We start from the raw sequence: 23,397 nt of genomic DNA on the forward strand, positions 1-23,397 counted from the left end.
GGCGAGGTCCAGCGGAGGCGGAGGATGAGCGGGACGATCCGGCGGTTGCAGGAGAACTGGGTCTATGGCGGCGTGCTGTCCGGCATGGTGCTGCTGGCCCTTGCTCCCTTGCTGACGGCCGGCTGGACACTGGGCGAACGCCTCGTGTTTCTGGCACTTCCCGTCTACATGCTGCACCAGTTCGAAGAGCATGACGGCGACCGGTTTCGCGCCTTCGTCAACGAGGTGGTCGGCAAGGGCCGCGAGGTGCTGAGCGTGCCGACCGTCTTCATCGTCAACGTCGCCGGTGTGTGGGGCGTGATGGTGCTGACGATCTGGCTCATGCGGGGCATCGCCAGCGGCTGGGGGCTCATCGGCGTCTACCTGCTGCTCGTCAACGCCATGCTGCATGTCGTCCAGGGAGTGGCTCTGCGCAGGAGCAATCCCGGCCTGTGGACCGCGGTCCTGCTTTTCCTGCCGCTCGGGATATGGGCCTTCGTGCAGATCGCTGCGACTGCGGGAGTTGTCCAGCACGCCGTGTCCCTTGTCGTCGTTCTCGCGCTGCATGGCGCCATCGTCGCCACTGTCCGGCGGCGCCTCGCAGCCAGTTGAGGGAGATTTCCATGGGGCTGGACTTCCTGCTCACCGCTGTCGTCGTCGTTCTCGTTCCCGGAACCGGTGTGGTCTACACGGTGGCGACCGGCCTGGCACGCGGGCGGATTCCCGGCATCGTTGCCGCTTTCGGCTGCACGCTCGGCATTCTGCCGGCGCTGATTGCGGCAACCTTCGGCCTTGCCGCGCTGCTGCATGCGAGCGCTCTGGCCTTTCAGGTGCTGAAATATGCCGGCGCCGCCTATCTCTTCTATCTGGCCTGGCAGGCCTTCCGCGAGGCCGGGCCGCTGGCCTTCGACCGGCAGTCGGCGACCGCCGATCTCGTCGCGGTGGCCCGGACCGGGTTCCTGATCAACGTGCTGAACCCGAAACTGTCGCTGTTCTTCCTTGCCTTCCTGCCGCAGTTCATCGTGCCGGGCGAGGGAGCCGTGTCCCTGCAGATCCTGTCCATGGGCGGCGTGTTCATGGCGCTGACACTGGTCGTGTTCATCGGCTACGGCGTCTTTGCCGCCGCGCTCGGCGCCCGCATCCTGCGTAGCCGGCAGGTCATGACCTGGATGAGCCGGACGGTCGCGCTCGCCTTCGCGGGCTTCGGCGCCAGGCTCGCCCTCGCCGATCGCTGACCCCGTGCCGCAGTCGCCCTCAACGGAGATGCCCATGACCGAACCCCGGATCGAAAACGTCGTAATCGTGACAGGCGGCAGCCGCGGCATCGGCGCGGCGGCGGCGTTGCGACTCGCGCAGCCGGGCACCACGGTTCTTGTGACCTACGTGTCGAGCCCGGAGCGGGCAGGGGAGGTCGTCTCGCAGATCGAGGCCGGGGGCGGCCGTGCGGTGGCGCTGCAGGCGGATGTCGCGAGCGAAGACGATTGCCTGCGAACCTTTGCCGAGGCCGATCGGATCGGCCGGCTGACCGGCCTTGTGAACAATGCCGGAGTGGTCGACGTCGCCGCACGGCTGACGGACATGTCTTTCGCGCGGCTGCGGCGCATCTTCGACATCAACGTGCTCGGCACGATTCTGTGCGCCCGCGAGGCCGTGCGGCGGATGTCGACGGCCCATGGCGGCCAGGGCGGGGCCATCGTCAACGTGTCGTCGGCCTCGGCCAAGATCGGCTCGCCGGCGCAATATATCGACTATGCCGCGGCCAAGGGGGCAGTCGACACGTTCACCGTCGGTCTCGCCAAGGAAGTCGCGGCCGAGGGCGTGCGGGTCAACGCCATACGTCCCGGTATCATCGATACGGAGATTCATGCGTCGGGAGGCGACCCCGACCGAGCGCGGCGCGTGGCGGCCGAACTGCCGATGCTGCGCTCCGGGCGGGCCGAGGAATGTGCCGAGGCGATTGCCTGGCTCTTGTCCGACGCCGCCAGCTACACGACCGGCGCAATTCTCGACGTGTCCGGCGGGCGCTCGATCCTGCCCTGACACTGGAACATGGCGGCACGTCCGCCCGAACGAATGAAACAAGAGGCGAATGCTATGTCACAGTTTGATCTCGTCGTCATCGGCACCGGTCCCGGCGGCTATGTCTGCGCCATCAAGGCGGCCCAGCTCGGCCTCAAGGTGGCCGTTGTCGAGAAGCGCGCCACCCATGGCGGCACCTGCCTGAACATCGGCTGCATCCCCTCCAAGGCGATGCTGCACACCTCCGAGCTGTTCGAGGAGGCGGCCGAGCATTTCGAGGACTTCGGCATCAAGATCGGCAAGCCGAAGCTCGATCTCAAGGCGATGATGGGCCACAAGCAGAAGACCATCGACGGCAATGTCAGTGGCATCGAATTCCTGTTCAAGAAGAACAAGGTGACGCCGTTCCACGGAACGGGCCGCATCCTTGCGGCCGGCCGCGTCGAGGTGACCGCCGAGGACGGCTCGAAGCAGGAGATCGAGGCGAAGTCCATCGTCATCGCCACCGGCTCCGACGTGGCCCCGCTGCCCGGCGTCGAGATCGACGAGAAGCAGATCGTCTCCTCCACGGGTGCGCTGGAGCTGGACAAGGTCCCGGGCAAGCTGGTTGTCGTCGGCGCCGGCGTGATCGGCCTGGAACTCGGCTCCGTCTGGCGCCGTCTTGGCTCCGAGGTCACGGTCGTCGAGTTCATGGACAAGATCCTCGGGCCGATGGATGCGGACATTTCCCGCAATTTCCAGCGCATCCTGAAGAAGCAGGGCGTGGAGTTCCACCTGTCCTCCAGGGTCACGGCCGTGGAGAAGACGGGCAAGCAGCTCGTCGTCACGGTCGAGCCGGCCGGCGGCGGCGAGGCGGCTGCCAAGACGCTCGAGGCCGATGTGGTGCTCGTGGCCATCGGCCGCCGACCCTACACCTCGGGCCTCGGCCTCGACGAGGTCGGCGTTGCGCTCGACGAACGCGGCCGGGTCAAAACCGACGGCCACTACCAGACCAACGTGCCGGGCATCTATGCCATCGGCGACGTGATCGCCGGCCCAATGTTGGCCCACAAGGCCGAGGATGAAGGCGTTGCCCTTGCCGAAATACTCGCGGGCCAGGCCGGCCATGTGAACTACGGCGTCATTCCGGGTGTGGTCTATACCAGCCCCGAGGTTGCCGAGGTCGGCAAGAGCGAAGAGGCGCTGAAGGCCGAGGGCGTGTCCTACAAGGTCGGCAAGTTCGCCTTCATCGCCAATGGCCGCGCCAAGGCGACCAACCACACGGAAGGCTTTGTCAAGGTTCTCGCCGATGCGGAGACGGACAAGGTCCTCGGCGTTCACATCATCGGACACGGCGCCGGCGAGATGATTCACGAGGCTGCCGTTCTAATGGAGTTCGGCGGCTCGGCCGAGGATCTGGCGCGCACCTGCCATGCGCACCCGACCATGAGCGAGGCCGTCAAGGAAGCTGCGATGGCGGCCTTCGCCAAGCCGATCCACGCCTGACGGGTGCCTGGCCTGGCGCGGTCGCGCGCCGGAGCGCAGGATGAAAAAGGCCCGCATCGGTTGCCGGTGCGGGCCTTTTGCGTGATCTCGGAAAGCGGCGACCGGCGCCGTCACCCGGGTGATTACTCCGCGGTCTGTGGTGCCGTCTGCGTGGCCGTGTTGTCCGCCACCACCAGCCTCTCGTCGGTCGCTGTGGAGCTCTGCGGAGCCTCGGCGGTCGTCGTCGGCGTCGTCTTCTGCGACACCTTGGACCAGTTGCACTCGGCCATGGCCGGCGTGGTGGAGAAGGCGATGAGGGCGGCAACACCCGTCAGTCCTGCGAGAATGCGCATTCTACTCTCCCTTGCTGGCGGCATGTCGGGACGACACACCTCGGTCTCCTTCCGGCGGGCTTTGTACGGCTGATGCCGGCTGCCGCGAGGGAGACGCTACGGAAAACCTAGTGCGGAACCCGCAATGCGACCAGTTCCGCAGCGTTGAAACTGCGGGATGTTAATCCCGCTCGAGAATCGCTGCGTGAAAACCGTCCTGCACGCCGGGCGTGTGCGACTGGATCTTCACCAGCGCCTCGATGCGGTGGTTCATCGGGAGGATCTCCACTTCGCGGGCGCCGAAAAGGCCTGGAAACCGGGCTAGCAATCGTCCGTTCGTCAGCCGGATGGCATCGGTCCAGCCCCACTTGCAGTCCCGCGGCGCACAGCGCGTGAAAACACGCATCCGGGAGACGATGCGTCCGCCGCTGCAATGGCTTTCGATCTCAATGATGCGGACTTGTTTCATTGCTGCGCGCGGATTGTACCAGCGCCCGGCCTCGGGAATGCGGCAGCGATTTTCGGCCGCGACAGCAATAGGAGCGGTGAGAATCACCGTCAGGATGACGACGAAGGGAATCAGAAGGCTCCACATGTCGGATTCTTGTCCACGGTGGATGCTGCTGCAAGGAAATTCGATGCTGCAATGCGTCGCGGCTCGTGGGCTTGCGGTGACGGTCTCACGCGGGCTTGCGGCTGCGCGGATGGGCGCGGTCGTAGGCGTCCAGCAGCCGCGACGCATCGACTTCCGTGTAGATCTGCGTGGTCGACAGGCTTGCGTGGCCGAGCAGTTCCTGGATGGTTCTCAAGTCGCCGCCGCCCGCAAGCAGATGCGTTGCGAAGGAGTGGCGCAGCGCGTGGGGCGTTGCGCTCTCGGGCAGGCCGAGCGCACGGCGGAGCTTCGCCATCGCCAGCTGCACGATTCGCGCAGCCAGCGGCCCACCGCGCACGCCGAGAAACAGCGGGCCTTCCGGCTGCGGCACGTAGGGACACAGGCGCAGGTAATCTTCCACGGCATCGCAGACGATCGGCAGCACAGGCACGACGCGCTCGCGCCCGCCCTTGCCGACGACCCGCAGGCTCCGCGTGCCGCGGCGCGGTGCCGTTCGGCCGGTCAGCGACAAAGCCTCGGAGATGCGGAGCCCGCAGCCGTAGAGCAGGGTCAGCACGGCGGCATTGCGCGCCGCAACCCAAGGCTCGGCATCGTCCGCCGCATCCGCATCAACGAGCGTCATCGCATCGCCGGCCGATACGGGCTTGGGCAGCGAGCGCTTCTGTCGTGGGGGGCGGATCGCGACGCTCGCGGCGGCATTCACCTCGCCGCGCGTTTCCAGATAGCGCAGGAACGAGCGGATGCCGGCAAGGCCGCGCGCCAGCGTGCGGCTTTCCGCGCCCGTCTGCCGGCGCGAGGCGAGAAAGCCGCGAAAATCGGCCGGACGCAATTCCTTCAGGGCGTCCAGTCCCGGCGGTTCGGCAAGGTGGTTTGTGAGGAAGCGCAGGAACTGGCGGACGTCGCGCTCATAGGCGACCAGCGTCCGGTCGGCAAGGCGCCGCTCCGAACCGAGATGGTCGAGCCAGTCTCCGACGGCGGCGTTCACGTCGGCTCGTGCCGACACCAGCAGGGAATCAGGGGCGCTCATGGGCCGCCAGTCTAGCATGCCTGCGGGCTGATCGAGCGGAGCAGCCGGTCTCCCGGTCGCCCCGCTCGGGATTGGATTACAGGATGCTCTGCCCGGTCTTGGCCCAGTCGGCCAGGAACTGCTCGAGACCTTTGTCGGTCAGCGGATGCTTGACCAGGCTCTTGAGCACGGACGGCGGCACGGTCGCGACATCCGCGCCGACCAGCGCGCATTCGCGCACATGGTTGGCGGTGCGGATCGAGGCCGCCAGTATCTCGGTCTCGAAGCCGTAATTGTCGTAGATGATCCGCATCTCGCGAATGAGGTCCATGCCGTCGATGTTGATGTCGTCCAGCCGACCGATGAACGGCGAGATGAAGGTCGCGCCGGCCTTGGCGGCGAGCAGCGCCTGGTTGGACGAAAAGCACAGGGTGACGTTCACCATGTGGCCGGCATCGGTCAGGGTGCGGCAGGCCTTCAGGCCGTCGAGCGTCAGCGGCAGCTTCACGGCGATGTTGTCGGCGATCTCCGCCAGCGCGCGGCCCTCTGCGATCATCGCATCGGCCTCGGTCGCGGTGACCTCGGCGGAGACGGGGCCCTCGACGATGTCGCAAATCTCTGCAATGACGTCCTTCATCGGGCGTCCGGACTTGAGGATCAGCGACGGATTGGTGGTGACGCCATCGAGCAGGCCGGTCGCGGCGAGATCCCGGATCTCCCCGGTGTCTGCGGTGTCGACGAAGAACTTCATGGCGGCTCTGGCTCCTTACGGGACGGGCTTTTGCGGAGTTTCGGGTCGGCGGGGCATCTGCCTCGCCCGGGCCTGACTGCATACCCTAGGATGGCGCGCGACGACAGTCCCGATTCGCCCGAAGCAGGCCGGATTGCGGGGCAAACGTTCCGCTGGGCGGGCGGAGAACGAGCAGGAACGAGGACGCGGGTGAGCGATCTGTTTGGCAATAGCGGCGAGGTGCAGCCGGCGACGGTCGCCAGGGTTCTGCTGCCGGTCGCCATCGGTACGGCCTACAGCTACCGCGTGCCCGCCGGGATGAGCGTGCAGCCCGGATCCATCGTCCGCGTGCCGCTCGGCCCGCGCGAGGTGGTGGGGGCCGTGTGGTCGCTGGAGCCGGAAGGCGGCCAAGCTGCCGGCACTGTCGCTCCGTCCCGCCTCAAGAACATCCTGCATGTCTACGGGGACGCTCCGCCGCTCGACGAGGAACTGCGCACGCTGGTCGACTGGGTGGCGAACTGGACGCTTGCCGCGCCCGGAATGGTGTTGCGCATGGTCCTGCGCTCTGAAGAGGCTCTGGAGAGCGAGCCGCCGCTCGCCGGTGTCCGCCTGTCGTCCTCAGGTACGCGGCCCGAACGCATGACCCCGGCGCGCCAGCGGGTGCTGGAGGTCCTGCAGGACGGCACCGGCTTCACCCGCAGCGGTCTTGCTCATGCGGCCGGCGTCAGTTCCTCCGTGGTCGACGGACTGCTCGCCCATGGCACGCTGGAAAGCGTCGAGCTGCCGGCCGTCCCGCCGCCGCCGCGGCCCGATCCCGACTGGTCGCCGCCGCAGTTGACCCCGGCGCAGGCGCGCGCCGCGACGGAGCTGGTCGGTGCCGTGGGGCAGGGGTTCCGCACCTTCCTGATCGACGGCGTGACCGGATCGGGCAAGACGGAGGTCTATTTCGAGGCGGTGGCGGAGGCGCTGCGCCAAGGGCGCCAGGCGCTGGTCCTCATCCCCGAAATCGCCCTCACCAGCGCTTTCCTCCAGCGGTTCGAGCGCCGGTTCGCTGTGCTGCCGGCCGAGTGGCACTCGGAGATCGCGACCCGCCAGCGTGCGCGGGTCTGGCGCGGGGTCGCCAGCGGCGATGTGCGTGTGGTGGTGGGCGCCCGTTCGGCGCTGTTCCTGCCGTTCCGAGAGCTCGGCCTCGTCGTCGTCGACGAGGAGCATGACGGCGCCTACAAGCAGGACGACCGGGTGCCCTACAACGCCCGCGACATGGCGGTCGTACGCGGTCACATCTCGCGCTTTCCCGTCGTCCTCGCTTCGGCGACCCCGTCGGTGGAAAGCCGGGTCAATGTCGACCAGGGCCGCTATGTCCGGCTGGAACTGCCCGAGCGTGCCACCGGCGCGCCGATGCCTGAGATTTCCATTATCGATATGCGCCGGGACGGTCCGGAGCGCGGACAGTGGCTGGCGCCGACGCTGCGTCACGCGATCGGCGAGACGCTCGCAGGGGGCGGACAGGCGTTGCTGTTCTTGAACCGCCGCGGCTATGCGCCGCTGACCCTGTGCCGCTCCTGCGGCCATCGCTTCCAGTGCCCCAACTGCTCCACATGGCTGGTCGAGCATCGCTTCCGCGGCCGGTTGTCCTGCCACCATTGCGGCCATGAGGAGCCGAGCCCCGACCATTGCCCGGCCTGCGGCGACACCCAGTCGCTGGTCGCCTGCGGCCCCGGCGTCGAGCGGATCGCGGAAGAGGCCGCCGACCTCTTTCCCCAGTCGCGGGTGCTGGTCCTGTCGTCGGACCTGCAAGGCGGCCCCGACCGCCTGCGCCGGGAAATGCGGATCATCGAGGAAGGCGGCGCCGACATCGTCGTCGGCACCCAACTCGTCGCCAAGGGGCACAACTTCCCGCTCATGCGTCTCGTCGGGGTGGTCGATGCCGATCTCGGCCTTGCCAACGGCGACCCGCGCGCGGCGGAGCGGACCTTCCAGCTTCTGGCGCAGGTGACGGGCCGCGCCGGGCGTATCGGCGGCGGCGGGCGCGGCCTGCTGCAGACCTACGCGCCCGAGCATCCGGTCATCCGGGCGCTTGCCTCGGGCGACAGCACCGCGTTCTACGAGGCGGAGATCGCCGCACGCAAGGCCGCCGGCCTGCCGCCGTTCGGCCGCCTCGCGGCGCTGATCGTCTCGGCGCCCGACAGGGCGAGGGCGCAGGACTACGCCCGGCAGGTGGCGCGGCTGTCGCCAGCGAGCCCCGGCCTCACGGTTCTCGGTCCGGCGGAGGCAGCGCTGGCGCTGGTGCGCGGCCGCTACCGATTCCGTCTGCTGGCGATGGCGCCGCGCAATGTCGACCTTCAGGCGCTCATGCGGTCCTGGATCGCACGCCTGCCCAAGCCCACGGGCGGCGTTCGCCTGCAGGTGGATATCGATCCCCAGAGCTTCTTCTGAGCAGGGTGAAGACCGCCGCAAGGAGACATTTGCGGGCCGATCAGGCCCGCTTCGACCTTTTTCGGGCCGAATTGCGGCATTTGGACCCCGTGGCGATGTTGCCCCGCCTTGAAGCCTGTGCTAATCGAAGCGCGGCTTTCCGGGGCACATGCGACCAAGCGCACTCCGGTGCCGAAGAAAGTTCAGATTTTCCAAAGCCTTGCGATCAGCCCAGCTGGGCGCATCGGCTCAAACCTGCCTAAGAGAGCACGGACCCTGTGACCGACAACGTATCTCTCATTTCAGGTGTGGCGCACCGTTACGCAACGGCACTGCTCGACTTGTCAGAGGAGCAGGGCTCCGTGGCGGACGTCGAGAAGGCGCTGGAAGCGTTCGACAAGCTGCTCCAGGACAGCGCAGACCTGCGCCGCCTCGTGGAAAGCCCGGTGTTTTCCGCCGATGAACAGCTCAAGGCCCTGACGGCGGTTCTGAACAAGGCCGGCGTTACGGGGCTGGCCGCCAACTTCCTGAAGCTCGCCGCAAAGAATCGGCGTCTCTTTGCCGTTCCGGGCATGATCGCCGCGTTCCGCGCGGATCTTGCCCGTCGCCGCGGCGAAGTGCCGGCCGATGTCGTCTCCGCGGCGCCGCTGTCGGATGCGCAGCTCTCCGCCCTCGCCGACGCGCTCAATGCGACGACCGGCAAGAAGGTGGTGATTTCGTCGAAGGTCGATCCTTCTCTGATCGGTGGCCTGGTGGTCAAGGTCGGCAGCCGGATGATCGACACTTCGCTCAAGACAAAACTCAACTCCCTCAAGTTCGCGATGAAAGAGGTCGGCTGATGGATATTCGGGCAGCGGAAATCTCCGCCATCCTCAAGGACCAGATCAAGAACTTCGGCCAGGAAGCCGAAGTTACCGAAGTCGGTCAGGTTCTTTCGGTAGGTGACGGTATCGCGCGCGTCTATGGCCTCGACAAGGTCCAGGCGGGCGAGATGGTCGAGTTCCCCGGCGGTATCCGGGGCATGGCGCTGAACCTCGAGACCGACAATGTCGGCGTCGTGCTCTTCGGCTCCGACCGTGACATCAAGGAAGGCGACACGGTCAAGCGGACCGGCGCCATCGTCGAGATCCCGGTCGGCAAGGGCCTGCTCGGCCGCGTCGTCGACCCGCTCGGCAACCCGCTCGACGGCAAGGGCCCGATCGAGGGTTCCGAGATGCGCCGCGTCGACGTCAAGGCGCCGGGCATCCTGCCGCGCAAGGGCGTCCACGAGCCGATGTCGACGGGCCTGAAGGCCATCGACGCCCTGATCCCGGTCGGTCGCGGCCAGCGCGAGCTGGTCATCGGCGACCGTCAGACCGGCAAGACGGCGATCATTCTGGACACGTTCCTGAACCAGAAGCCGATGCACGCGACGGACAATGAGGGCGAGAAGCTCTATTGCATCTATGTCGCCGTCGGCCAGAAGCGTTCGACCGTTGCCCAGTTCGTCAAGCAGCTCGAGGAATCGGGCGCTCTCGAGTACTCGGTGATCGTTGCCGCAACGGCTTCCGATCCGGCGCCGCTGCAGTTCCTGGCGCCGTTCTCCGGCACCGCCATCGGCGAGTTCTTCCGCGACAACGGGATGCACGCGGTTATCGGTTACGACGATCTGACCAAGCAGGCCGTGGCCTATCGCCAGATGTCCCTGCTGCTCCGTCGTCCGCCGGGACGTGAAGCCTTCCCGGGCGACGTGTTCTATCTCCACTCTCGCCTGCTTGAGCGTTCGGCCAAGCTCAACGAGGCCAACGGCTCCGGTTCGCTCACTGCCCTTCCGGTCATCGAGACCCAGGGCAACGACGTGTCGGCCTTCATTCCGACCAACGTGATCTCGATCACCGACGGCCAGATCTTCCTCGAGACGGATCTGTTCTTCCAGGGCATCCGCCCGGCGGTGAACGTCGGTCTGTCGGTGTCGCGCGTGGGCTCCTCGGCCCAGATCAAGGCGATGAAGCAGGTTGCCGGCAAGATCAAGGGCGAGCTCGCCCAGTATCGCGAGATGGCGGCTTTCGCCCAGTTCGGTTCGGATCTCGATGCCACCACCCAGCGCCTGCTGAACCGTGGTGCGCGCCTGACCGAGCTTCTCAAGCAGGGCCAGTTCCAGCCGCTGAAGACCCAGGAGCAGGTCGCCGTCATCTATGCCGGCGTCAACGGCTACCTGGACAAGCTGCCGGTCAACAAGGTCAGGGACTTTGAAGAGGGCCTGCTTCTGAATCTGCGCGGCGAACATGCGGATCTCCTGGACGGCATCTGGGAGAAGAAGGCGCTCGACGCTGACCTTGAGGCTCGCCTCAAGGCGGCCATCGAGGCTTTCGCCAAGAACTTCGCCTGACGCGACTGACGGCATCCAGGACAAGGGGCGGCCATGCCGAGCCTGAAGGACTTACGAAACCGGATCGCCTCCGTTAAGGCGACGCAGAAGATCACCAAGGCCATGCAGATGGTGGCCGCGGCGAAGCTGCGCCGCGCCCAGGAGGCGGCCGAGGCCGCGCGGCCCTATGCGGAACGCATGGAGGCCGTCCTCGCCAACCTCGCCAGTGCCTTCGAGGGCCGGGACGATGCTCCGCGCCTCCTCGCCGGCACCGGCAAGGATGACGTGCACCTCCTGCTGGTCGCGACCGCGGAGCGCGGCCTGTGCGGCGGCTTCAACTCGTCGATCGCCAAGCTGGCGCGCGAGCGTGCGAAGTCGCTGCTCGCGCAGGGCAAGACGGTCAAGATCGTCTGCGTCGGCAAGAAGGGCTTCGACTCCCTGAAGCGTGATCTCGGCTCGCACGTCGTCAAGACGATCGAGCTGCGGCATGTCAAGCGCGTCGGGTTCGAGAATGCCGAGGAGATCGGCACTCTGGTCCGCGAGATGTTCGACGCGGGCGAGTTCGACGTCTGCACCCTGTTCTATGCGCGGTTCCAGTCGGTGATCAGCCAGATCCCGACCGCCCAGCAGCTCATTCCGGCGACCTTCGGCGAGGCGGCGAAGGTCGCTCAGACCGACGCGGTCTACGAGTACGAGCCGGACGAGGGCGAGATCCTGGCGGATCTGCTGCCGCGCAACATTTCGGTGCAGATCTTCCGCGGGCTTCTGGAAAATGCGGCGTCCGAGCAAGGTGCGCGCATGTCCGCGATGGACAACGCCACGCGCAACGCCGGTGACATGATCAACAAGCTGACGCTCAACTACAACCGTCAGCGGCAGGCTCAGATCACCAAGGAGCTGATCGAAATCATTTCGGGCGCCGAGGCGCTCTGACCGGATCGAGACGAGGATAGCAAAATGGCTGACAAAGCAGTCGGGCGGATCACTCAGGTCATCGGCGCCGTCGTCGACGTTCAGTTCGACGATCACCTGCCGGCGATTCTGAACGCCCTTGAAACCGATAACAACGGCAACCGCCTGGTTCTCGAGGTTGCCCAGCACCTCGGCGAGAACACCGTTCGCACCATCGCCATGGATGCGACCGAGGGTCTCGTTCGCGGCCAGAAGGTGGTCGACACGGACGAGCCGATCTCGGTTCCCGTCGGTGCCGGCACGCTCGGCCGCATCATGAACGTCATCGGCGAGCCGGTCGACGAGGCTGGCCCGATCGTTCACGAGACGAAGCGCGGCATCCACCAGGAAGCCCCGAGCTTCACCGAGCAGTCCACCGAGGCCGAGATCCTCGTGACGGGCATCAAGGTCGTGGACCTGCTGGCGCCTTACGCCAAGGGCGGCAAGATCGGCCTGTTCGGCGGCGCCGGCGTCGGCAAGACCGTGCTGATCATGGAGCTGATCAACAACATCGCCAAGGCGCACGGCGGCTACTCCGTCTTCGCCGGCGTCGGTGAGCGTACCCGTGAGGGCAACGATCTCTACTGGGAGATGATCGAGTCCAACGTGAACCGCGATCCCAAGGAGCACGGCGGTTCGACCGAGGGTTCCAAGTGCGCGCTGGTTTACGGCCAGATGAACGAGCCCCCCGGAGCCCGTGCCCGCGTGGCGCTGACCGGCCTGACCGTCGCCGAGCATTTCCGCGACGAAGGCCAGGACGTGCTGTTCTTCGTCGACAACATCTTCCGCTTCACGCAGGCGGGTTCGGAAGTGTCGGCGCTTCTCGGCCGTATTCCTTCGGCCGTGGGCTACCAGCCGACGCTCGGCACCGACATGGGTGCGATGCAGGAACGCATCACCACCACGACCAAGGGGTCGATCACCTCGGTGCAGGCCGTGTACGTGCCGGCCGACGACCTTACCGACCCGGCGCCGGCCTCGACCTTCGCCCACCTCGACGCGACGACGGTGCTCAACCGCTCTATCGCCGAGAAGGGCATCTACCCGGCAGTGGATCCGCTCGACTCGACCTCGCGTATCCTTGATCCGCGCATCATCGGCGACGAGCATTACGAGACGGCTCGTGCCGTGCAGGCGACCCTGCAGCGCTACAAGGCGCTCCAGGATATCATCGCCATTCTCGGCATGGACGAGCTCTCGGAAGAGGACAAGCTCACCGTGGCGCGCGCCCGCAAGATCGAGCGCTTCCTGTCGCAGCCGTTCTTCGTCGCCGAGATCTTCACCGGTTCGCCGGGCAAGCTCGTCGCGCTCGAGGACACCATCAAGGGCTTCCAGGGCCTGGTGAACGGCGACTACGACCACCTGCCCGAGGCCGCCTTCTACATGGTCGGCTCGATCGACGAGGCGGTCGAGAAGGCGCAGCGCCTGGCCGCCGAAGCGGCCTAAGCACGGGAAGGATCGAGGAACGACATGGCGGGAGCATTCCAGTTCGAGCTCGTTTCCCCGGAGCGGCTTCTTCTCTCGGAAGAAGTCACGATGGTGGTGGTGCCGGGCTCCGAGGGCGAGTTCGGCGTCATGGCCGGACATGCCCCGATGATGTCGACCCTGCGTCCGGGCCTTCTGCGCGTGTCGCGTGAGGCCGGTGCGGATCAGGTCTACTTCGTCCGCGGCGGCTTTGCCGAAGCGGGACCGAAGGGCCTGACGGTGCTGGCCGAGCACGCGACGTCGCTGAACGATCTCAGGGCGGAAGACATCGCCGGCCAGATCAAGAATGCGGAAGAAGACCTTTCGGACGCGTCCGACGACGAGGCACGCGCACGGGCGGCGGCAACGCTTTCTCACCTGCGCGAGGTCCAGGCCGCCCTCAAGGCGGCGTGAAGCCCGCGTCCGAACCCGGCTTCGGCCGGCATCATCGCGAAGATTGAAAAAGGGCGCTTCCGGGCGCCCTTTTGCGTTTGCGGTTCACAGGGCGATCGACGTGTCCGCTTCCGGGTGGACATAACGGGCCAACAGCGGCGAGACTTCGGGCATGCAGGACGATCAGTCACAGGAAACCGAATCCAGGTCTGCGGCGGCTGCGATGCCGGCGGGGCTCCGCCTGTTGCCGGGGTGGCTCGACCGCGAGGCGCAGCAGGCGCTGCTCGGCGAGATCCGCGCGGTCGTCGCGGCCGCGCCCCTCTTCACGCCGGTCATGCCGCGCACCGGTACGCCGTTCTCGGTGCGCATGACCAATTGCGGCCCCCTCGGCTGGGTCTCGGACAGGGCCGGCTATCGCTATCAGCCGCTGCACCCGGTGACGGGGCAGCCCTGGCCGGCAATGCCGCAGGCGCTGCTGGATCTCTGGCGCGAACTCGCCCCGGATGCACCGCTGCCGGAGGCGTGTCTCGTGAACTTCTATGGACCGAAGGCGCGCATGGGCCTGCATCAGGACAAGGACGAGGCGACGTTCGAGGTGCCGGTGGTGTCCGTCTCGCTGGGGGCGACCGCGCTCTTCCGTCTCGGCGGCAGGAGCCGGAAGGATCCGACCCGCTCCTTTCGTCTTGCCTCCGGCGATGTACTGGTGCTGGGCGGCGAGGCGCGCCTCGCTCATCACGGGATCGACCGGCTGTTGTCCGGCACCTCGACGCTTGTACGCGACGACGGGCGCATCAACCTGACCCTGAGGCGGGTAACGCCAGGCTGAGCTTGCGCCCGGCGAGCTTGAGGTCAGGTGAAGACGGCGACGGCGAGCAGCGCGGCGATGACCCAGAGCGCGATACGGCCCGAGCGGGTGTGCCGGGCCTCCGCGCGGCCGATGGCCTCCGCGGTTGCCGTGTCGAATCGCAGGCCCTTTTCTGCCATCGTCTCCAGTTCGCCGGACAGCCGGCCGGCGCGCTCGGCGAGAATCGGCAGGTCGGCGGCAAGCCTGCCGAGGGCGGCAAGGCCGCCGGCGGCATCCTGCAGGCGCCCCGCCGGGCCGAGATTGCGCTCGATCCAGCTGCGCACCACCGGTTCGGCGGTCCGCCACATGTCGAGATGCGGGTCGAGCGTCCGGGCGACACCCTCGACCACGACCATGTTCTTCTGCAGCATGATCAGCTGGGTCTGGGTGCGCATGTTGAACAACTCGGTCACCTCCAGCAGCTGCGTCAGCAGCCGGGCCATGGAGATCTCCGAAGCATCGTGCCCGTGGATCGGCTCGCCGATGGCGCGGATCGCCTGGGCGAACACGTCGACATCCTGGTCCGATGGAACGTAACCGGCTTCGAAATGCACCTCCGCCACCCGCCGATAGTCGCGGGTGATGAAGCCGAACAGGATTTCTGCGAGAAACCGCCGCTCCGCCTTGCCGAGCCGGCCGGTGATGCCGAAGTCGACGGCGACCAGGTTGCCGTCCTCGTCGAGGAAGAGGTTGCCCTGGTGCATGTCGGCATGGAAGAAGCCGTCCCGCACCGCATGGCGCAGGAAGGACTGGATCACCAGCGCGCCGATGGCCGGCAGATCGTGGCCGTCCGCCTCGATGCCGGCGACATCGGACAGCTTGCGCCCGGAGATCCACTCCATGGTAAGCACGGCCTTGGCCGTGCGCGTCCAGTTGACCTCCGGCACGCGGAAGCCGGGGTCGTCGCGGGTGTTCTCCGCCATCTCGGACAGAGCGGCCGCCTCCAGGCGGAAATCCATCTCCAGCTCGACCGAGCGGGCCAGCGTGTCGACCACCGCGACGGGGCGCAGCCGGCGCGAGGGCGGGTGGAACCGCTCCATCAGCCGGGCCATCAGGTAGTAGCTCTTGAGGTCGCGGCGGAACCGCTCGGCAACGCCGGGCCGCAGCACCTTCACCGCCACCTTGCGGCGCGTGCCGTCGGCCTCCTCGATCTCCGCCGGATGCACCTGCGCGATCGAGGCGGCCGCCACCGGCTCGCCGAAACTGGCGAACAGCTGCTCGACCGGCCGGCCGAAATGGCTCTCGATCACCCGCTTCGCCTCTTCCATCCCGAAGGAGGGGATCCGGTCCTGCAGCGCGGTGAGGTCGGTGGCGATCTCGCGGCCGACGACGTCGGGCCGGGTCGCCAGGAACTGGCCGAGTTTCACATAGGAGGGGCCGAGCCGGGTCAGCGCGTCGGACAGGCGCTTGTCGGCCGCCTTGTCGCGCACCGCGCGCCGCTCCAGCAGGCGGATCGCACGCAAGGCGAGCCGCTGGGCCGGCGGCAGGTCGGGCAGCTCGACGACGCCGAAGACGCCCTCGCGCGCCATGACGAAACCGGCGCGCGCCAGCCGGAAGAGGGATGCTATCGGCATGGATGCCTCAGATCGCCCAGCCGGAATGCAGGCAGGCGATGCCGCCCGAATAGTTCCGATAGCTGACGCGGGAGAACCCGGCCTCGCGGATCATGTCGGCGAAGCGCTCCTGGTTCGGGAACTTGCGGATCGACTCCACCAGGTAGCGGTAGGGCTCGCCGTCGCCGGTCACCATCCGCCCCATGACCGGGATCGCATTGAAGGAGAAGAGATCGTAGATCTTGTCCAGGCCGGCGACGTCCACCTGGCTGAATTCGAGGCACAGGAGGCGCCCGCCGCGCTTGAGCACGCGCCGTGCCTCGCTCAAGGCCTTGTCGATGCGCGGCACATTGCGGATGCCGAAGGCGATCGTATAGGCGTCGAACGAGCGGTCGGGGAAGGGCAGGTCCTCGGCATTGCCCTCCACGAAGCTCAGCCGGCCGCCGAGCCCCGCCTTGGCGGCGCGCGCCTTGCCGACCTCCAGCATCGAGCCGTTGATGTCGCAGACCACGGCGTTGGTCGCCTTGCCGCCGCGCTCGACGATGCGCGTCGCGATGTCGCCCGTGCCGCCTGCCACGTCGAGCACGCGGAAGGCGCGCCGTTCGGCTCTGGGTGGCGCCAGCGACGACACCATCGCATCCTTCCACAGCCGGTGCAGGCCGCCCGACATCAGGTCGTTCATGAGGTCGTAGCGATCCGCGACCTGATGGAACACCTCGTTGACGAGGGGCTGCTTCTCGCCGCTGGCGACCTTGCGAAAGCCGAAGCTCGTCGCCATTTCCGGGCCGCTCGTCCGTCCCCGGTCGCTGTCCATGCTGGCCGCCATGAGGCTCTCCATGCGCCTGTGTTTGTGCTGATCGAGGCTTGGCTTACAGCATTTTGGCCAAGAGGTCACGGCTGCTTGCTGCCGCCATCCGCCGCATGTGCAGGCGGTTGCGCATGCTTGCAGAGGCGCTGCCGCTGGAGCATTGACGGTGTCGCCGTCTTCTTTATGCAGGAGAGCGCGACCCTGTGCGTCGCGCGCGCTGCCCATTGCGGAGAGATCCATGCCGGAATTGCCCGAAGTCGAGACGGTCCGCCGCGGCCTTTCCCCCGTCTTCGACGGCGCGATGATCCGCAAGGTCACGCTCAACCGGGGCGACCTGCGGTTCCCCTTGCCGGCCGACTTTTGCGACCGGCTCGGCGGGCGGCGGATGATCGCGCTCGGCCGGCGGGCCAAATATCTTCTGGGCGATCTGGAGGACGGCACCGTTCTCGTCATGCACCTGGGCATGTCCGGCTCCTTCCGCATCGAAGAGGTGGGGGAGGCGTGCGCGCAGCCGGTCGCGGCCGAGGCGTTCCACTATCCGCGCTCGGTCGACCGGGCGCATGACCACGTCATCTTCCATCTCGAGCATGGCGGGACCCAGCGGCTGCGCATCGTCTACAACGACCCGCGAAGGTTCGGCTTCATGAGCCTTGTCGCCCGCGCTGAGATCGAGCGCCATCCCTGGTTCGCGGCGCTCGGCCCCGAGCCGACCGGTAATGCTCTGGACGCCGATCATCTGGCAAAGGTTGCGGCCGGCCGGGCAACGCCGCTCAAGGCGTTGCTGCTCGACCAGCGCGCCATTGCCGGCCTCGGCAACATTTATGTCTGCGAGGCGCTGCACCGGGCAAAGCTCAGCCCGCTGCGCAGCGCCGGCACGCTCGCCACGGCAGCGGGTGCGCCGACGGCCGGGGCGAAGCGTCTCGTCGAGGCCATTCGTGAGGTCATCGCCGAGGCCATCGTCGCCGGTGGTTCCACCTTGCGAGACCATCGCCAGGCCGATGGCGAACTCGGCTATTTCCAGCATTCCTTCGCCGTTTACGGGCGCGAGGGCGAACCATGCCCGCGCCCCACATGCGGCGGCACGGTCGAGCGTATCGTGCAGTCGGGTCGTTCGACTTTCCATTGCCCCCGCTGTCAGCGGTAGAGAAGGAATGGCGGCCGGGCCTGGTCGGGGCTCGTCTCGCCGGAAACTGCAAGGTTGCGGCGACGGGGGCCTTCGGATACCCCTTGAGCCGCGAAGGCGGCGCTGGCTGACGACGCGCCGTCCCATTCCGGGAGGTCCCATGGGATACGAGAATATTCGGGTCGAGAAGCGCGGGCGGGTCGCCCTCGTCACTTTGAACCGTCCGAAGGCGCTGAACGCCCTCAACTCCGAACTGATCGCCGAGCTCAACGCCGCCCTGGCGCTGTTCGAGAGCGACGACAAGATCGGCTGTGTCGTCCTCACCGGATCGGAAACGGCCTTTGCGGCCGGCGCCGACATCAAGGAGATGTCCTCGCTCTCCTTCGTCGAGGCCTACAAGACCGACTTCATCACCTCCTGGGACCAGGTCTCGCGCTTCCGCAAGCCGATCGTCGCTGCGGTGGCGGGCTATGCGCTCGGCGGCGGCTGCGAGTTGGCGATGATGTGCGACTTCATCCTGGCGGCCGACAATGCCAAGTTCGGCCAGCCCGAGATCACGCTCGGCGTGATGCCCGGCGCCGGCGGCACCCAGCGCCTGACACGCTTCGTCGGCAAGTCGAAGGCCATGGAAATGTGCCTGACCGGTCGGATGATGGATGCGGCCGAGGCGGAGCGTTCCGGCCTTGTCAGCCGGGTGGTGCCGCTCGACGAACTGCTCGAGGAGGCGCTGCGCGTGGCCGAGAAGATTGCCGACTTCTCCCTGCCCATCGCCATGATGACCAAGGAAAGCGTCAATCGCGCCTACGAGACGACTCTTGCCGAGGGCGTGCGCTTCGAGCGCCGGGTGTTCCACTCGATGTTCGCCACCGACGACCAGACGGAAGGCATGAATGCCTTCGTCGAAAAGCGCGCGCCGCAGTTTAAGAACACGTAAAGAGGCCCTTGTCGGTCGCCAGCACGTGAGTTTTGCGAGTTTTCGTGACTTTCGCGTTGACGACGGGCAGGTGGCCGCCTATAACGCGGTCGACCGGTGGCGGCCCGTTCCGCCGCCGCTTTCGTTTGACACAGGTGGCTTTGACGCCTTGGTTTGAACGAGTCGGATTGTTCACGTAACGCATCAGGACAGAACATGGCCAACACCCCTTCGGCCAAGAAGGCGGCGCGCAAGATCGAGCGTCGCACGGCCATCAACAAGGCCCGCCGCAGCCGGGTGCGCACTCAGCTGCGCAAGGTTGAGGAGGCGATCGCCTCCGGCGACAAGGCGGCAGCGACGGACGCCCTCAAGGCGGCCCAGCCCGAGCTCATGCGGGCGGTCACCAAGGGTGTCTACCACCGCAACACGGCGTCGCGGAAGATCTCCCGCCTGAGCTCCCGCATCAAGGTGCTGGGCGCCTGAGCGTTGCGATCATCGCTAAAGACTTCGAACCCGGCCTTTTGGTCGGGTTTTTCTTTTGCCGGCATCGCGGTACAGAGCCGCTAACCGCCTAAACAAGACAGCCGATTCGGAGGCTTCCGAAGGCTTCCGGCTTGGCAGGAAAACTATTTGTTAATCAATATGTTAAGATCATGTTGAGGAATGCCCCGGTCGGCTCTCGCCGTTTCCGGCCTGTCAAGATTGAGGCTGAGATTTTTTTTTTAGTGCACAGCAAAATGGGGTCAGGCGGGGCTTTTGCGTCGAAAACGCATTGAGTCAAAACGCATTCCAAATGACATCCGCCGCCTCTCCCCTCAGGCATCGCTGACCCCCCGCGCACTGCGCTATCGAAATGGCTGGCGAGTCTGTTGCAGCCCTTGTGGGGGCTGTGTATGGTCTTGGTTATCGGGCGCTCGCCCGGGCAAAATCGCAAAACTAAGAAGACAGAGGCCTCCAGGAGAGCAATGTTATATTTGTGCGAAAAATATACATTGAATGGTAGTCGCGCGTTCTCCTGGCGGCATTTCAGTAGTGTACCGGATCGGCGGCTGGCGTATCTGAAGTCGTAGGTCGGAAAGACTATCTCTCCCTGCAAGAGCTGGATGTTTTTGACTTGCCGTGTCCTTCGGCAGGCCGGGATTTCTGCGTCTTGTGCGGTGCCGTTTGCGGAAACGGCAAGAGGCCGGCGCCTGCCGTGAGCACCCAGTGTGGTCTGCCTGCGACGGTTGCACCCAGGGAAGTCGAAGACTGGAAAGAGGGGCTTGACGATGACTGCACAATCTACTTTCTGTGCCGCTCCGGCGTGGCTGCCATCGAACGGCGTCACGCCCTGATCCATCCCTGCGGGCCGTCGAGCGCGTAAGCGCCGAACGGCCACATCGCATCTAGCGACCCGCCCGTATCCGGGCCGATCAATCGCCCGCGCGACTTGCAGGAGGTTGAGGCAACGGGAAGCCCCAAGGGGAAGAAGAGATTTCAAGCCGGGCGGGCAGCGCTCATCCGGTGAGGATACCTGTCGCTCTTGCGACACCTGTCGGGCCGATGATGGCCCGCGACAAGACCGCGCCGAAACGGCGAAAACACAACAGGTGCAACGGGTTCTGCGGCGGCGGAGCATCTCGTTGACCATTTGGAGGCGATCACGATGAACTTGCAGGAACTGCCGGCATCCGAGACCGCAGGAATGGATCATTGGACGCGCGTCAAAAAGCGCCTGCGGGCCGAGCTTGGCGAAGACGTCTTCACCAGCTGGTTTGCGCGTGTCGATCTGGAGGACCACTCCGACGGCACCGTGCGACTTTCGGTGCCGACCCGGTTCCTCAAGCAGTGGATCCAGTCCCACTACCGCGAGCGCCTGATGGGTCTTTGGAAGCATGAGTGCGACGACGTGCATCGCATCGAGTTGACCGTGCGCGGCGCGGTGCGTGCCCGCCCCGTCGTCGGCGGCGTGGCGCGTCCCGTACCGGCGGCCCCGCGGTCTGCCCAGCAGATCAAGCTCGTCGAAAACTCCCCCTCGGCCAGGGCCGAGACAGTCTCGTCCGGCGTGGCGCGGCCTGCGGCTGCGACCCCGCGCGAGGGCTCCGACGGTCTGGAGGGGGCTTCTCTCGACCCGAAATACACATTCGACTCCTTCGTGGAGGGGGAGTCCAACGCGTTGGCGCTGGCCGCCGCGCGTCAGGTCGCGACCGCTGCGGCAGTGACCTTCAACCCGCTCTACATCCATGCCCCGGTCGGTCTCGGAAAGACGCATCTGATGCAGGCCGTCGCCTCGGCGGCGCAGGCCTCGGGCCGCCGCGTGCTCTACCTCACGGCCGAGCATTTCATGTACCGCTTCGTCGCGGCGCTGAAGGCCCAGTCCGCCCTTGCCTTCAAGGACACGCTGCGCACCATCGACCTGCTGCTGATCGACGACATGCAGTTCCTGCACGGCAAGCAGGTCCAGCAGGAATTCTGCCACACGCTCAACGCGCTGATCGACGGTGCCCGCCAAGTGGTGGTCGCTGCCGATCGTCCGCCGGCAGACCTCGAGACGCTCGACGACCGCATGCGCTCGCGTCTGGCCGGTGGCCTCGTCGTGGCGATTTCCGAGCCCGATTTCGGCCTGCGCCGCGCCATTTTGACCAACCGCATCGATTGCGTGCGCCGTTCGCATGCCACCTTCGCCGTGCCGGAGGCCGTGCTCGACTACGTCGCTCGCCATGTCGGCAATTCGGGCCGCGACCTCGAGGGCGCGCTCAACCGCCTGATCGCCCACAACCAGCTCACCAACCAGCCGGTGACGCAGGAGATGGCCGAGGCGACCTTGCGCGACCTGGTGCGCAATACCGAGCCGCGGCGGGTCAAGATCGAGGACATCCAGCGCATCGTCTCCAAGCACTACAACGTGTCCAAGGCCGATCTCCTGTCGGCCCGCCGCACCCGCACCATCGTGCGTCCCCGGCAGATCGCCATGTATCTGGCCAAGGCCCTGACCCCGCGCTCGCTGCCCGAGATCGGCCGCCGCTTCGGCAACCGCGACCACACAACCGTGCTCCACGCGGTTCGCAAGATCGAGGACCTCGCGCGATCCGACACCACGCTCGCGCAGGAGCTCGACCTCCTGAAGCGGATGCTGGACGCCTGATCCCTTATCCGGCAGGCATCGCGGGTGGCATCCCCTTGGCGGGGAAGGCCGCCCGCTTGCGGTTTCCGCAAGGCTTTGGCCAAGGATCGCCGGCACTTGCTTTTCGCAGCGCAAAAGGGCAGTGTCTTCGCCCATTTGACCGTCGCGGTTCCCACGATTTTCGACAATGGACGATACCATGAAAGTGACCCTCGAGCGGACCGATCTTCTGAAGTCCCTGACCCATGTTCATCGTGTCGTCGAGCGCCGAAACACCATCCCGATCCTGTCGAACGTGTTGCTGCGCGCCGACGGCGGCCAGCTGCTGCTGAAGGCGACCGACCTCGATCTGGAAATCTCGGAAAAGGTCGCGGCGCTGGTCGAACAGCCCGGCGCGACCACCGTGCCGGCGCACATGATCTACGACATCGTTCGCAAGCTGCCCGAGGGCGCGCAGGTGGCGCTGGAGACCTCCTCGGACAATGCGACGCTGGAGATCCGGGCCGGCCGCTCGCGCTTCGCGCTGCAGATGCTGCCCGAGACCGACTTCCCGGATATCACCGCCGGCGAGTTCACCCATCGCTTCACGCTGGCTTCGCGCGACCTGCGTTCGCTGATCGACGCCACCCAGTTCGCGATCTCCACCGAGGAGACCCGCTACTACCTGAACGGCATCTACATGCATTCGGTGGCAAGCGACGGCGGCGACCGGCTGCGCGCGGTGGCGACCGACGGCCACCGGCTGGCGCGCGCCGAGATCCCGGCGCCGAACGGCAGCGTGGGCATGCCGGGCATCATCGTGCCGCGCAAGACGGTCGGCGAGATCCAGAAGCTGCTGGAAGCGCCGGACGCGGAAGCCGCCATCGAGATCTCCGAGACCAAGATCCGCATCATGACCGGCGATGTGATCCTGACCTCGAAGCTGATCGACGGCACCTTCCCGGACTACGGCCGGGTAATTCCGCAGAACAACGACAAGGAAATGCTGGTCGAGCGCGACGAGTTCAAGGCCGCCGTCGACCGTGTGTCCACCATCTCCTCCGAGCGCGGCCGCGCCGTGAAGCTGGCGATCTCCGAAGGCCGCATGATCCTGACGGTGGTCAACCCGGACAGCGGGTCGGCGACCGAGGAGCTGGCCATCGATTACGACAGCGATCCGCTGGAGATCGGCTTCAACTCCCGCTACCTGCTGGAGATCACCGGCCAGCTGCGCGGCGACACCGCCTGCTTCCGCCTGGCCGATGCCGGCGCGCCGACGCTGATCCAGGACAAGGGCGTGGAAGATGCGCTCTATGTCCTGATGCCGATGCGCGTCTAGCAGTAGCCGGGCTTTTGCCCGC

At 66.5% G+C, this 23,397-nt stretch carries 22 protein-coding genes; 16 read left to right on the plus strand and 6 right to left on the minus strand.

The window, feature by feature from the left end; genetic code table 11:
• Positions 1–24: 24 nt before the first annotated feature.
• Genes MNI96_RS09880 through lpdA form a run of 4 tightly spaced genes read left to right on the plus strand, consistent with a single transcriptional unit; the run spans position 25 to position 3,483 of the window.
• Positions 25–591 carry an HXXEE domain-containing protein gene (locus tag MNI96_RS09880; RefSeq protein ID WP_249692611.1) on the plus strand — a complete coding sequence of 189 codons (567 nt, stop codon included), beginning with the start codon at positions 25–27 and terminating at the stop codon, positions 589–591.
• Positions 592–602: 11 nt separating this feature from the next.
• Positions 603–1,214: a LysE family translocator gene (locus MNI96_RS09885; RefSeq protein WP_249692613.1), complete on the plus strand. Its 612-nt coding sequence runs from the start codon at positions 603–605 to the stop codon at positions 1,212–1,214.
• 34 nt (positions 1,215–1,248) lie between these two features.
• Positions 1,249–2,019 carry an SDR family oxidoreductase gene (locus MNI96_RS09890; protein ID WP_249692622.1) on the plus strand — a complete coding sequence of 257 codons (771 nt, stop codon included), beginning with the start codon at positions 1,249–1,251 and terminating at the stop codon, positions 2,017–2,019.
• A gap of 54 nt (positions 2,020–2,073) precedes the next feature.
• Entirely contained in the window at positions 2,074–3,483 is a 1,410-nt protein-coding gene (gene lpdA, locus MNI96_RS09895; protein ID WP_249692625.1) for a dihydrolipoyl dehydrogenase, read from the plus strand.
• 122 nt (positions 3,484–3,605) lie between these two features.
• Here the strand turns inward: lpdA and MNI96_RS09900 are convergent, their stop codons facing one another.
• The 4 genes from MNI96_RS09900 to fsa all read right to left on the minus strand — a co-directional run bounded on the left by MNI96_RS09900 (position 3,606) and on the right by fsa (position 6,164).
• The gene (locus tag MNI96_RS09900; RefSeq protein ID WP_249692627.1) at positions 3,606–3,815 is read right to left on the minus strand and encodes a hypothetical protein; all 210 of its coding nucleotides are present in this window, start codon (positions 3,813–3,815) and stop codon (positions 3,606–3,608) included.
• 160 nt (positions 3,816–3,975) lie between these two features.
• On the minus strand, positions 3,976–4,389 hold the full coding sequence (locus MNI96_RS09905; RefSeq protein WP_249692629.1) for a hypothetical protein: 414 nt from the start codon (positions 4,387–4,389) through the stop codon (positions 3,976–3,978).
• Between the two features lie 85 nt (positions 4,390–4,474).
• On the minus strand, positions 4,475–5,434 hold the full coding sequence (locus MNI96_RS09910; RefSeq protein WP_249692631.1) for a tyrosine recombinase XerC: 960 nt from the start codon (positions 5,432–5,434) through the stop codon (positions 4,475–4,477).
• A 76-nt stretch (positions 5,435–5,510) separates the two neighbouring features.
• On the minus strand, positions 5,511–6,164 hold the full coding sequence (fsa, locus tag MNI96_RS09915; RefSeq protein ID WP_249692633.1) for a fructose-6-phosphate aldolase: 654 nt from the start codon (positions 6,162–6,164) through the stop codon (positions 5,511–5,513).
• Between the two features lie 189 nt (positions 6,165–6,353).
• On the opposite strand from fsa, the gene MNI96_RS09920 reads away from it, so the two are divergent.
• From MNI96_RS09920 to MNI96_RS09950, 7 genes are all read left to right on the plus strand, one after another.
• A complete protein-coding gene (locus MNI96_RS09920; RefSeq protein WP_249692635.1) occupies positions 6,354–8,579 on the plus strand; it encodes a primosomal protein N' in 2,226 nt (741 codons plus the stop codon).
• 257 nt (positions 8,580–8,836) lie between these two features.
• The gene (locus MNI96_RS09925; protein ID WP_249692637.1) at positions 8,837–9,397 is read left to right on the plus strand and encodes a F0F1 ATP synthase subunit delta; all 561 of its coding nucleotides are present in this window, start codon (positions 8,837–8,839) and stop codon (positions 9,395–9,397) included.
• A complete protein-coding gene (gene atpA / locus MNI96_RS09930; protein ID WP_158194637.1) occupies positions 9,397–10,926 on the plus strand; it encodes a F0F1 ATP synthase subunit alpha in 1,530 nt (509 codons plus the stop codon). The genes MNI96_RS09925 and atpA overlap by 1 nt, the downstream gene beginning before the upstream one ends.
• Before the next feature lie 33 nt (positions 10,927–10,959).
• A complete protein-coding gene (locus MNI96_RS09935) occupies positions 10,960–11,838 on the plus strand; it encodes a F0F1 ATP synthase subunit gamma (RefSeq protein ID WP_249692639.1) in 879 nt (292 codons plus the stop codon).
• A 24-nt stretch (positions 11,839–11,862) separates the two neighbouring features.
• Positions 11,863–13,302 carry a F0F1 ATP synthase subunit beta gene (gene atpD / locus MNI96_RS09940; protein ID WP_067223405.1) on the plus strand — a complete coding sequence of 480 codons (1,440 nt, stop codon included), beginning with the start codon at positions 11,863–11,865 and terminating at the stop codon, positions 13,300–13,302.
• Between the two features lie 24 nt (positions 13,303–13,326).
• Complete coding sequence (locus tag MNI96_RS09945; protein WP_249692641.1) at positions 13,327–13,734, plus strand: F0F1 ATP synthase subunit epsilon; 408 nt, start codon at positions 13,327–13,329, stop codon at positions 13,732–13,734.
• 202 nt (positions 13,735–13,936) lie between these two features.
• Positions 13,937–14,539, plus strand: coding sequence for an alpha-ketoglutarate-dependent dioxygenase AlkB family protein (locus MNI96_RS09950; protein WP_249692644.1), 603 nt, complete (start codon positions 13,937–13,939; stop codon positions 14,537–14,539).
• 23 nt (positions 14,540–14,562) lie between these two features.
• Here the strand turns inward: MNI96_RS09950 and ubiB are convergent, their stop codons facing one another.
• Together ubiB and ubiE are read right to left on the minus strand one after the other, a co-directional pair.
• Positions 14,563–16,131: a 2-polyprenylphenol 6-hydroxylase gene (ubiB, locus tag MNI96_RS09955; protein WP_249692646.1), complete on the minus strand. Its 1,569-nt coding sequence runs from the start codon at positions 16,129–16,131 to the stop codon at positions 14,563–14,565.
• A 7-nt stretch (positions 16,132–16,138) separates the two neighbouring features.
• Complete coding sequence (gene ubiE / locus MNI96_RS09960) at positions 16,139–16,888, minus strand: bifunctional demethylmenaquinone methyltransferase/2-methoxy-6-polyprenyl-1,4-benzoquinol methylase UbiE (protein ID WP_249693028.1); 750 nt, start codon at positions 16,886–16,888, stop codon at positions 16,139–16,141.
• Between the two features lie 268 nt (positions 16,889–17,156).
• On the opposite strand from ubiE, the gene mutM reads away from it, so the two are divergent.
• From mutM to dnaN, 5 genes are all read left to right on the plus strand, one after another.
• On the plus strand, positions 17,157–18,062 hold the full coding sequence (gene mutM / locus MNI96_RS09965) for a bifunctional DNA-formamidopyrimidine glycosylase/DNA-(apurinic or apyrimidinic site) lyase (RefSeq protein ID WP_249692649.1): 906 nt from the start codon (positions 17,157–17,159) through the stop codon (positions 18,060–18,062).
• A 139-nt stretch (positions 18,063–18,201) separates the two neighbouring features.
• Complete coding sequence (locus tag MNI96_RS09970; RefSeq protein WP_249692651.1) at positions 18,202–18,975, plus strand: enoyl-CoA hydratase; 774 nt, start codon at positions 18,202–18,204, stop codon at positions 18,973–18,975.
• A gap of 195 nt (positions 18,976–19,170) precedes the next feature.
• Complete coding sequence (gene rpsT, locus MNI96_RS09975) at positions 19,171–19,437, plus strand: 30S ribosomal protein S20 (protein ID WP_067223418.1); 267 nt, start codon at positions 19,171–19,173, stop codon at positions 19,435–19,437.
• A gap of 1,162 nt (positions 19,438–20,599) precedes the next feature.
• Positions 20,600–22,078: a chromosomal replication initiator protein DnaA gene (dnaA, locus tag MNI96_RS09980; RefSeq protein WP_249692653.1), complete on the plus strand. Its 1,479-nt coding sequence runs from the start codon at positions 20,600–20,602 to the stop codon at positions 22,076–22,078.
• 178 nt (positions 22,079–22,256) lie between these two features.
• Entirely contained in the window at positions 22,257–23,375 is a 1,119-nt protein-coding gene (gene dnaN, locus MNI96_RS09985; RefSeq protein ID WP_249692656.1) for a DNA polymerase III subunit beta, read from the plus strand.
• Positions 23,376–23,397 lie beyond the last annotated feature (22 nt).

Source organism: Stappia sp. WLB 29, from assembly GCF_023507705.1.
In the GTDB taxonomy this organism is placed as follows: Bacteria; Pseudomonadota; Alphaproteobacteria; order Rhizobiales; family Stappiaceae; genus Stappia.

Excerpts from the sequence above, each read along its gene's own strand:
- fsa (WP_249692633.1), bottom strand. The coding sequence starts at position 6,164 with ATGAAGTTCTTCGTCGACACCGCAGACACCGGGGAGATCCGGGATCTC.
- dnaA (WP_249692653.1), top strand. The coding sequence starts at position 20,600 with ATGAACTTGCAGGAACTGCCGGCATCCGAGACCGCAGGAATGGATCAT.
- ubiE (WP_249693028.1), bottom strand. The coding sequence starts at position 16,888 with ATGGCGACGAGCTTCGGCTTTCGCAAGGTCGCCAGCGGCGAGAAGCAG.
- MNI96_RS09970 (WP_249692651.1), top strand. The coding sequence starts at position 18,202 with ATGGGATACGAGAATATTCGGGTCGAGAAGCGCGGGCGGGTCGCCCTC.
- MNI96_RS09950 (WP_249692644.1), top strand. The coding sequence starts at position 13,937 with ATGCCGGCGGGGCTCCGCCTGTTGCCGGGGTGGCTCGACCGCGAGGCG.
- MNI96_RS09885 (WP_249692613.1), top strand. The coding sequence starts at position 603 with ATGGGGCTGGACTTCCTGCTCACCGCTGTCGTCGTCGTTCTCGTTCCC.
- MNI96_RS09945 (WP_249692641.1), top strand. The coding sequence starts at position 13,327 with ATGGCGGGAGCATTCCAGTTCGAGCTCGTTTCCCCGGAGCGGCTTCTT.
- rpsT (WP_067223418.1), top strand. The coding sequence starts at position 19,171 with ATGGCCAACACCCCTTCGGCCAAGAAGGCGGCGCGCAAGATCGAGCGT.
- atpA (WP_158194637.1), top strand. The coding sequence starts at position 9,397 with ATGGATATTCGGGCAGCGGAAATCTCCGCCATCCTCAAGGACCAGATC.
- MNI96_RS09910 (WP_249692631.1), bottom strand. The coding sequence starts at position 5,434 with ATGAGCGCCCCTGATTCCCTGCTGGTGTCGGCACGAGCCGACGTGAAC.
- atpD (WP_067223405.1), top strand. The coding sequence starts at position 11,863 with ATGGCTGACAAAGCAGTCGGGCGGATCACTCAGGTCATCGGCGCCGTC.
- MNI96_RS09905 (WP_249692629.1), bottom strand. The coding sequence starts at position 4,389 with ATGTGGAGCCTTCTGATTCCCTTCGTCGTCATCCTGACGGTGATTCTC.
- mutM (WP_249692649.1), top strand. The coding sequence starts at position 17,157 with ATGCCGGAATTGCCCGAAGTCGAGACGGTCCGCCGCGGCCTTTCCCCC.
- MNI96_RS09890 (WP_249692622.1), top strand. The coding sequence starts at position 1,249 with ATGACCGAACCCCGGATCGAAAACGTCGTAATCGTGACAGGCGGCAGC.
- MNI96_RS09900 (WP_249692627.1), bottom strand. The coding sequence starts at position 3,815 with ATGCGCATTCTCGCAGGACTGACGGGTGTTGCCGCCCTCATCGCCTTC.
- lpdA (WP_249692625.1), top strand. The coding sequence starts at position 2,074 with ATGTCACAGTTTGATCTCGTCGTCATCGGCACCGGTCCCGGCGGCTAT.
- MNI96_RS09935 (WP_249692639.1), top strand. The coding sequence starts at position 10,960 with ATGCCGAGCCTGAAGGACTTACGAAACCGGATCGCCTCCGTTAAGGCG.
- MNI96_RS09880 (WP_249692611.1), top strand. The coding sequence starts at position 25 with ATGAGCGGGACGATCCGGCGGTTGCAGGAGAACTGGGTCTATGGCGGC.
- dnaN (WP_249692656.1), top strand. The coding sequence starts at position 22,257 with ATGAAAGTGACCCTCGAGCGGACCGATCTTCTGAAGTCCCTGACCCAT.
- ubiB (WP_249692646.1), bottom strand. The coding sequence starts at position 16,131 with ATGCCGATAGCATCCCTCTTCCGGCTGGCGCGCGCCGGTTTCGTCATG.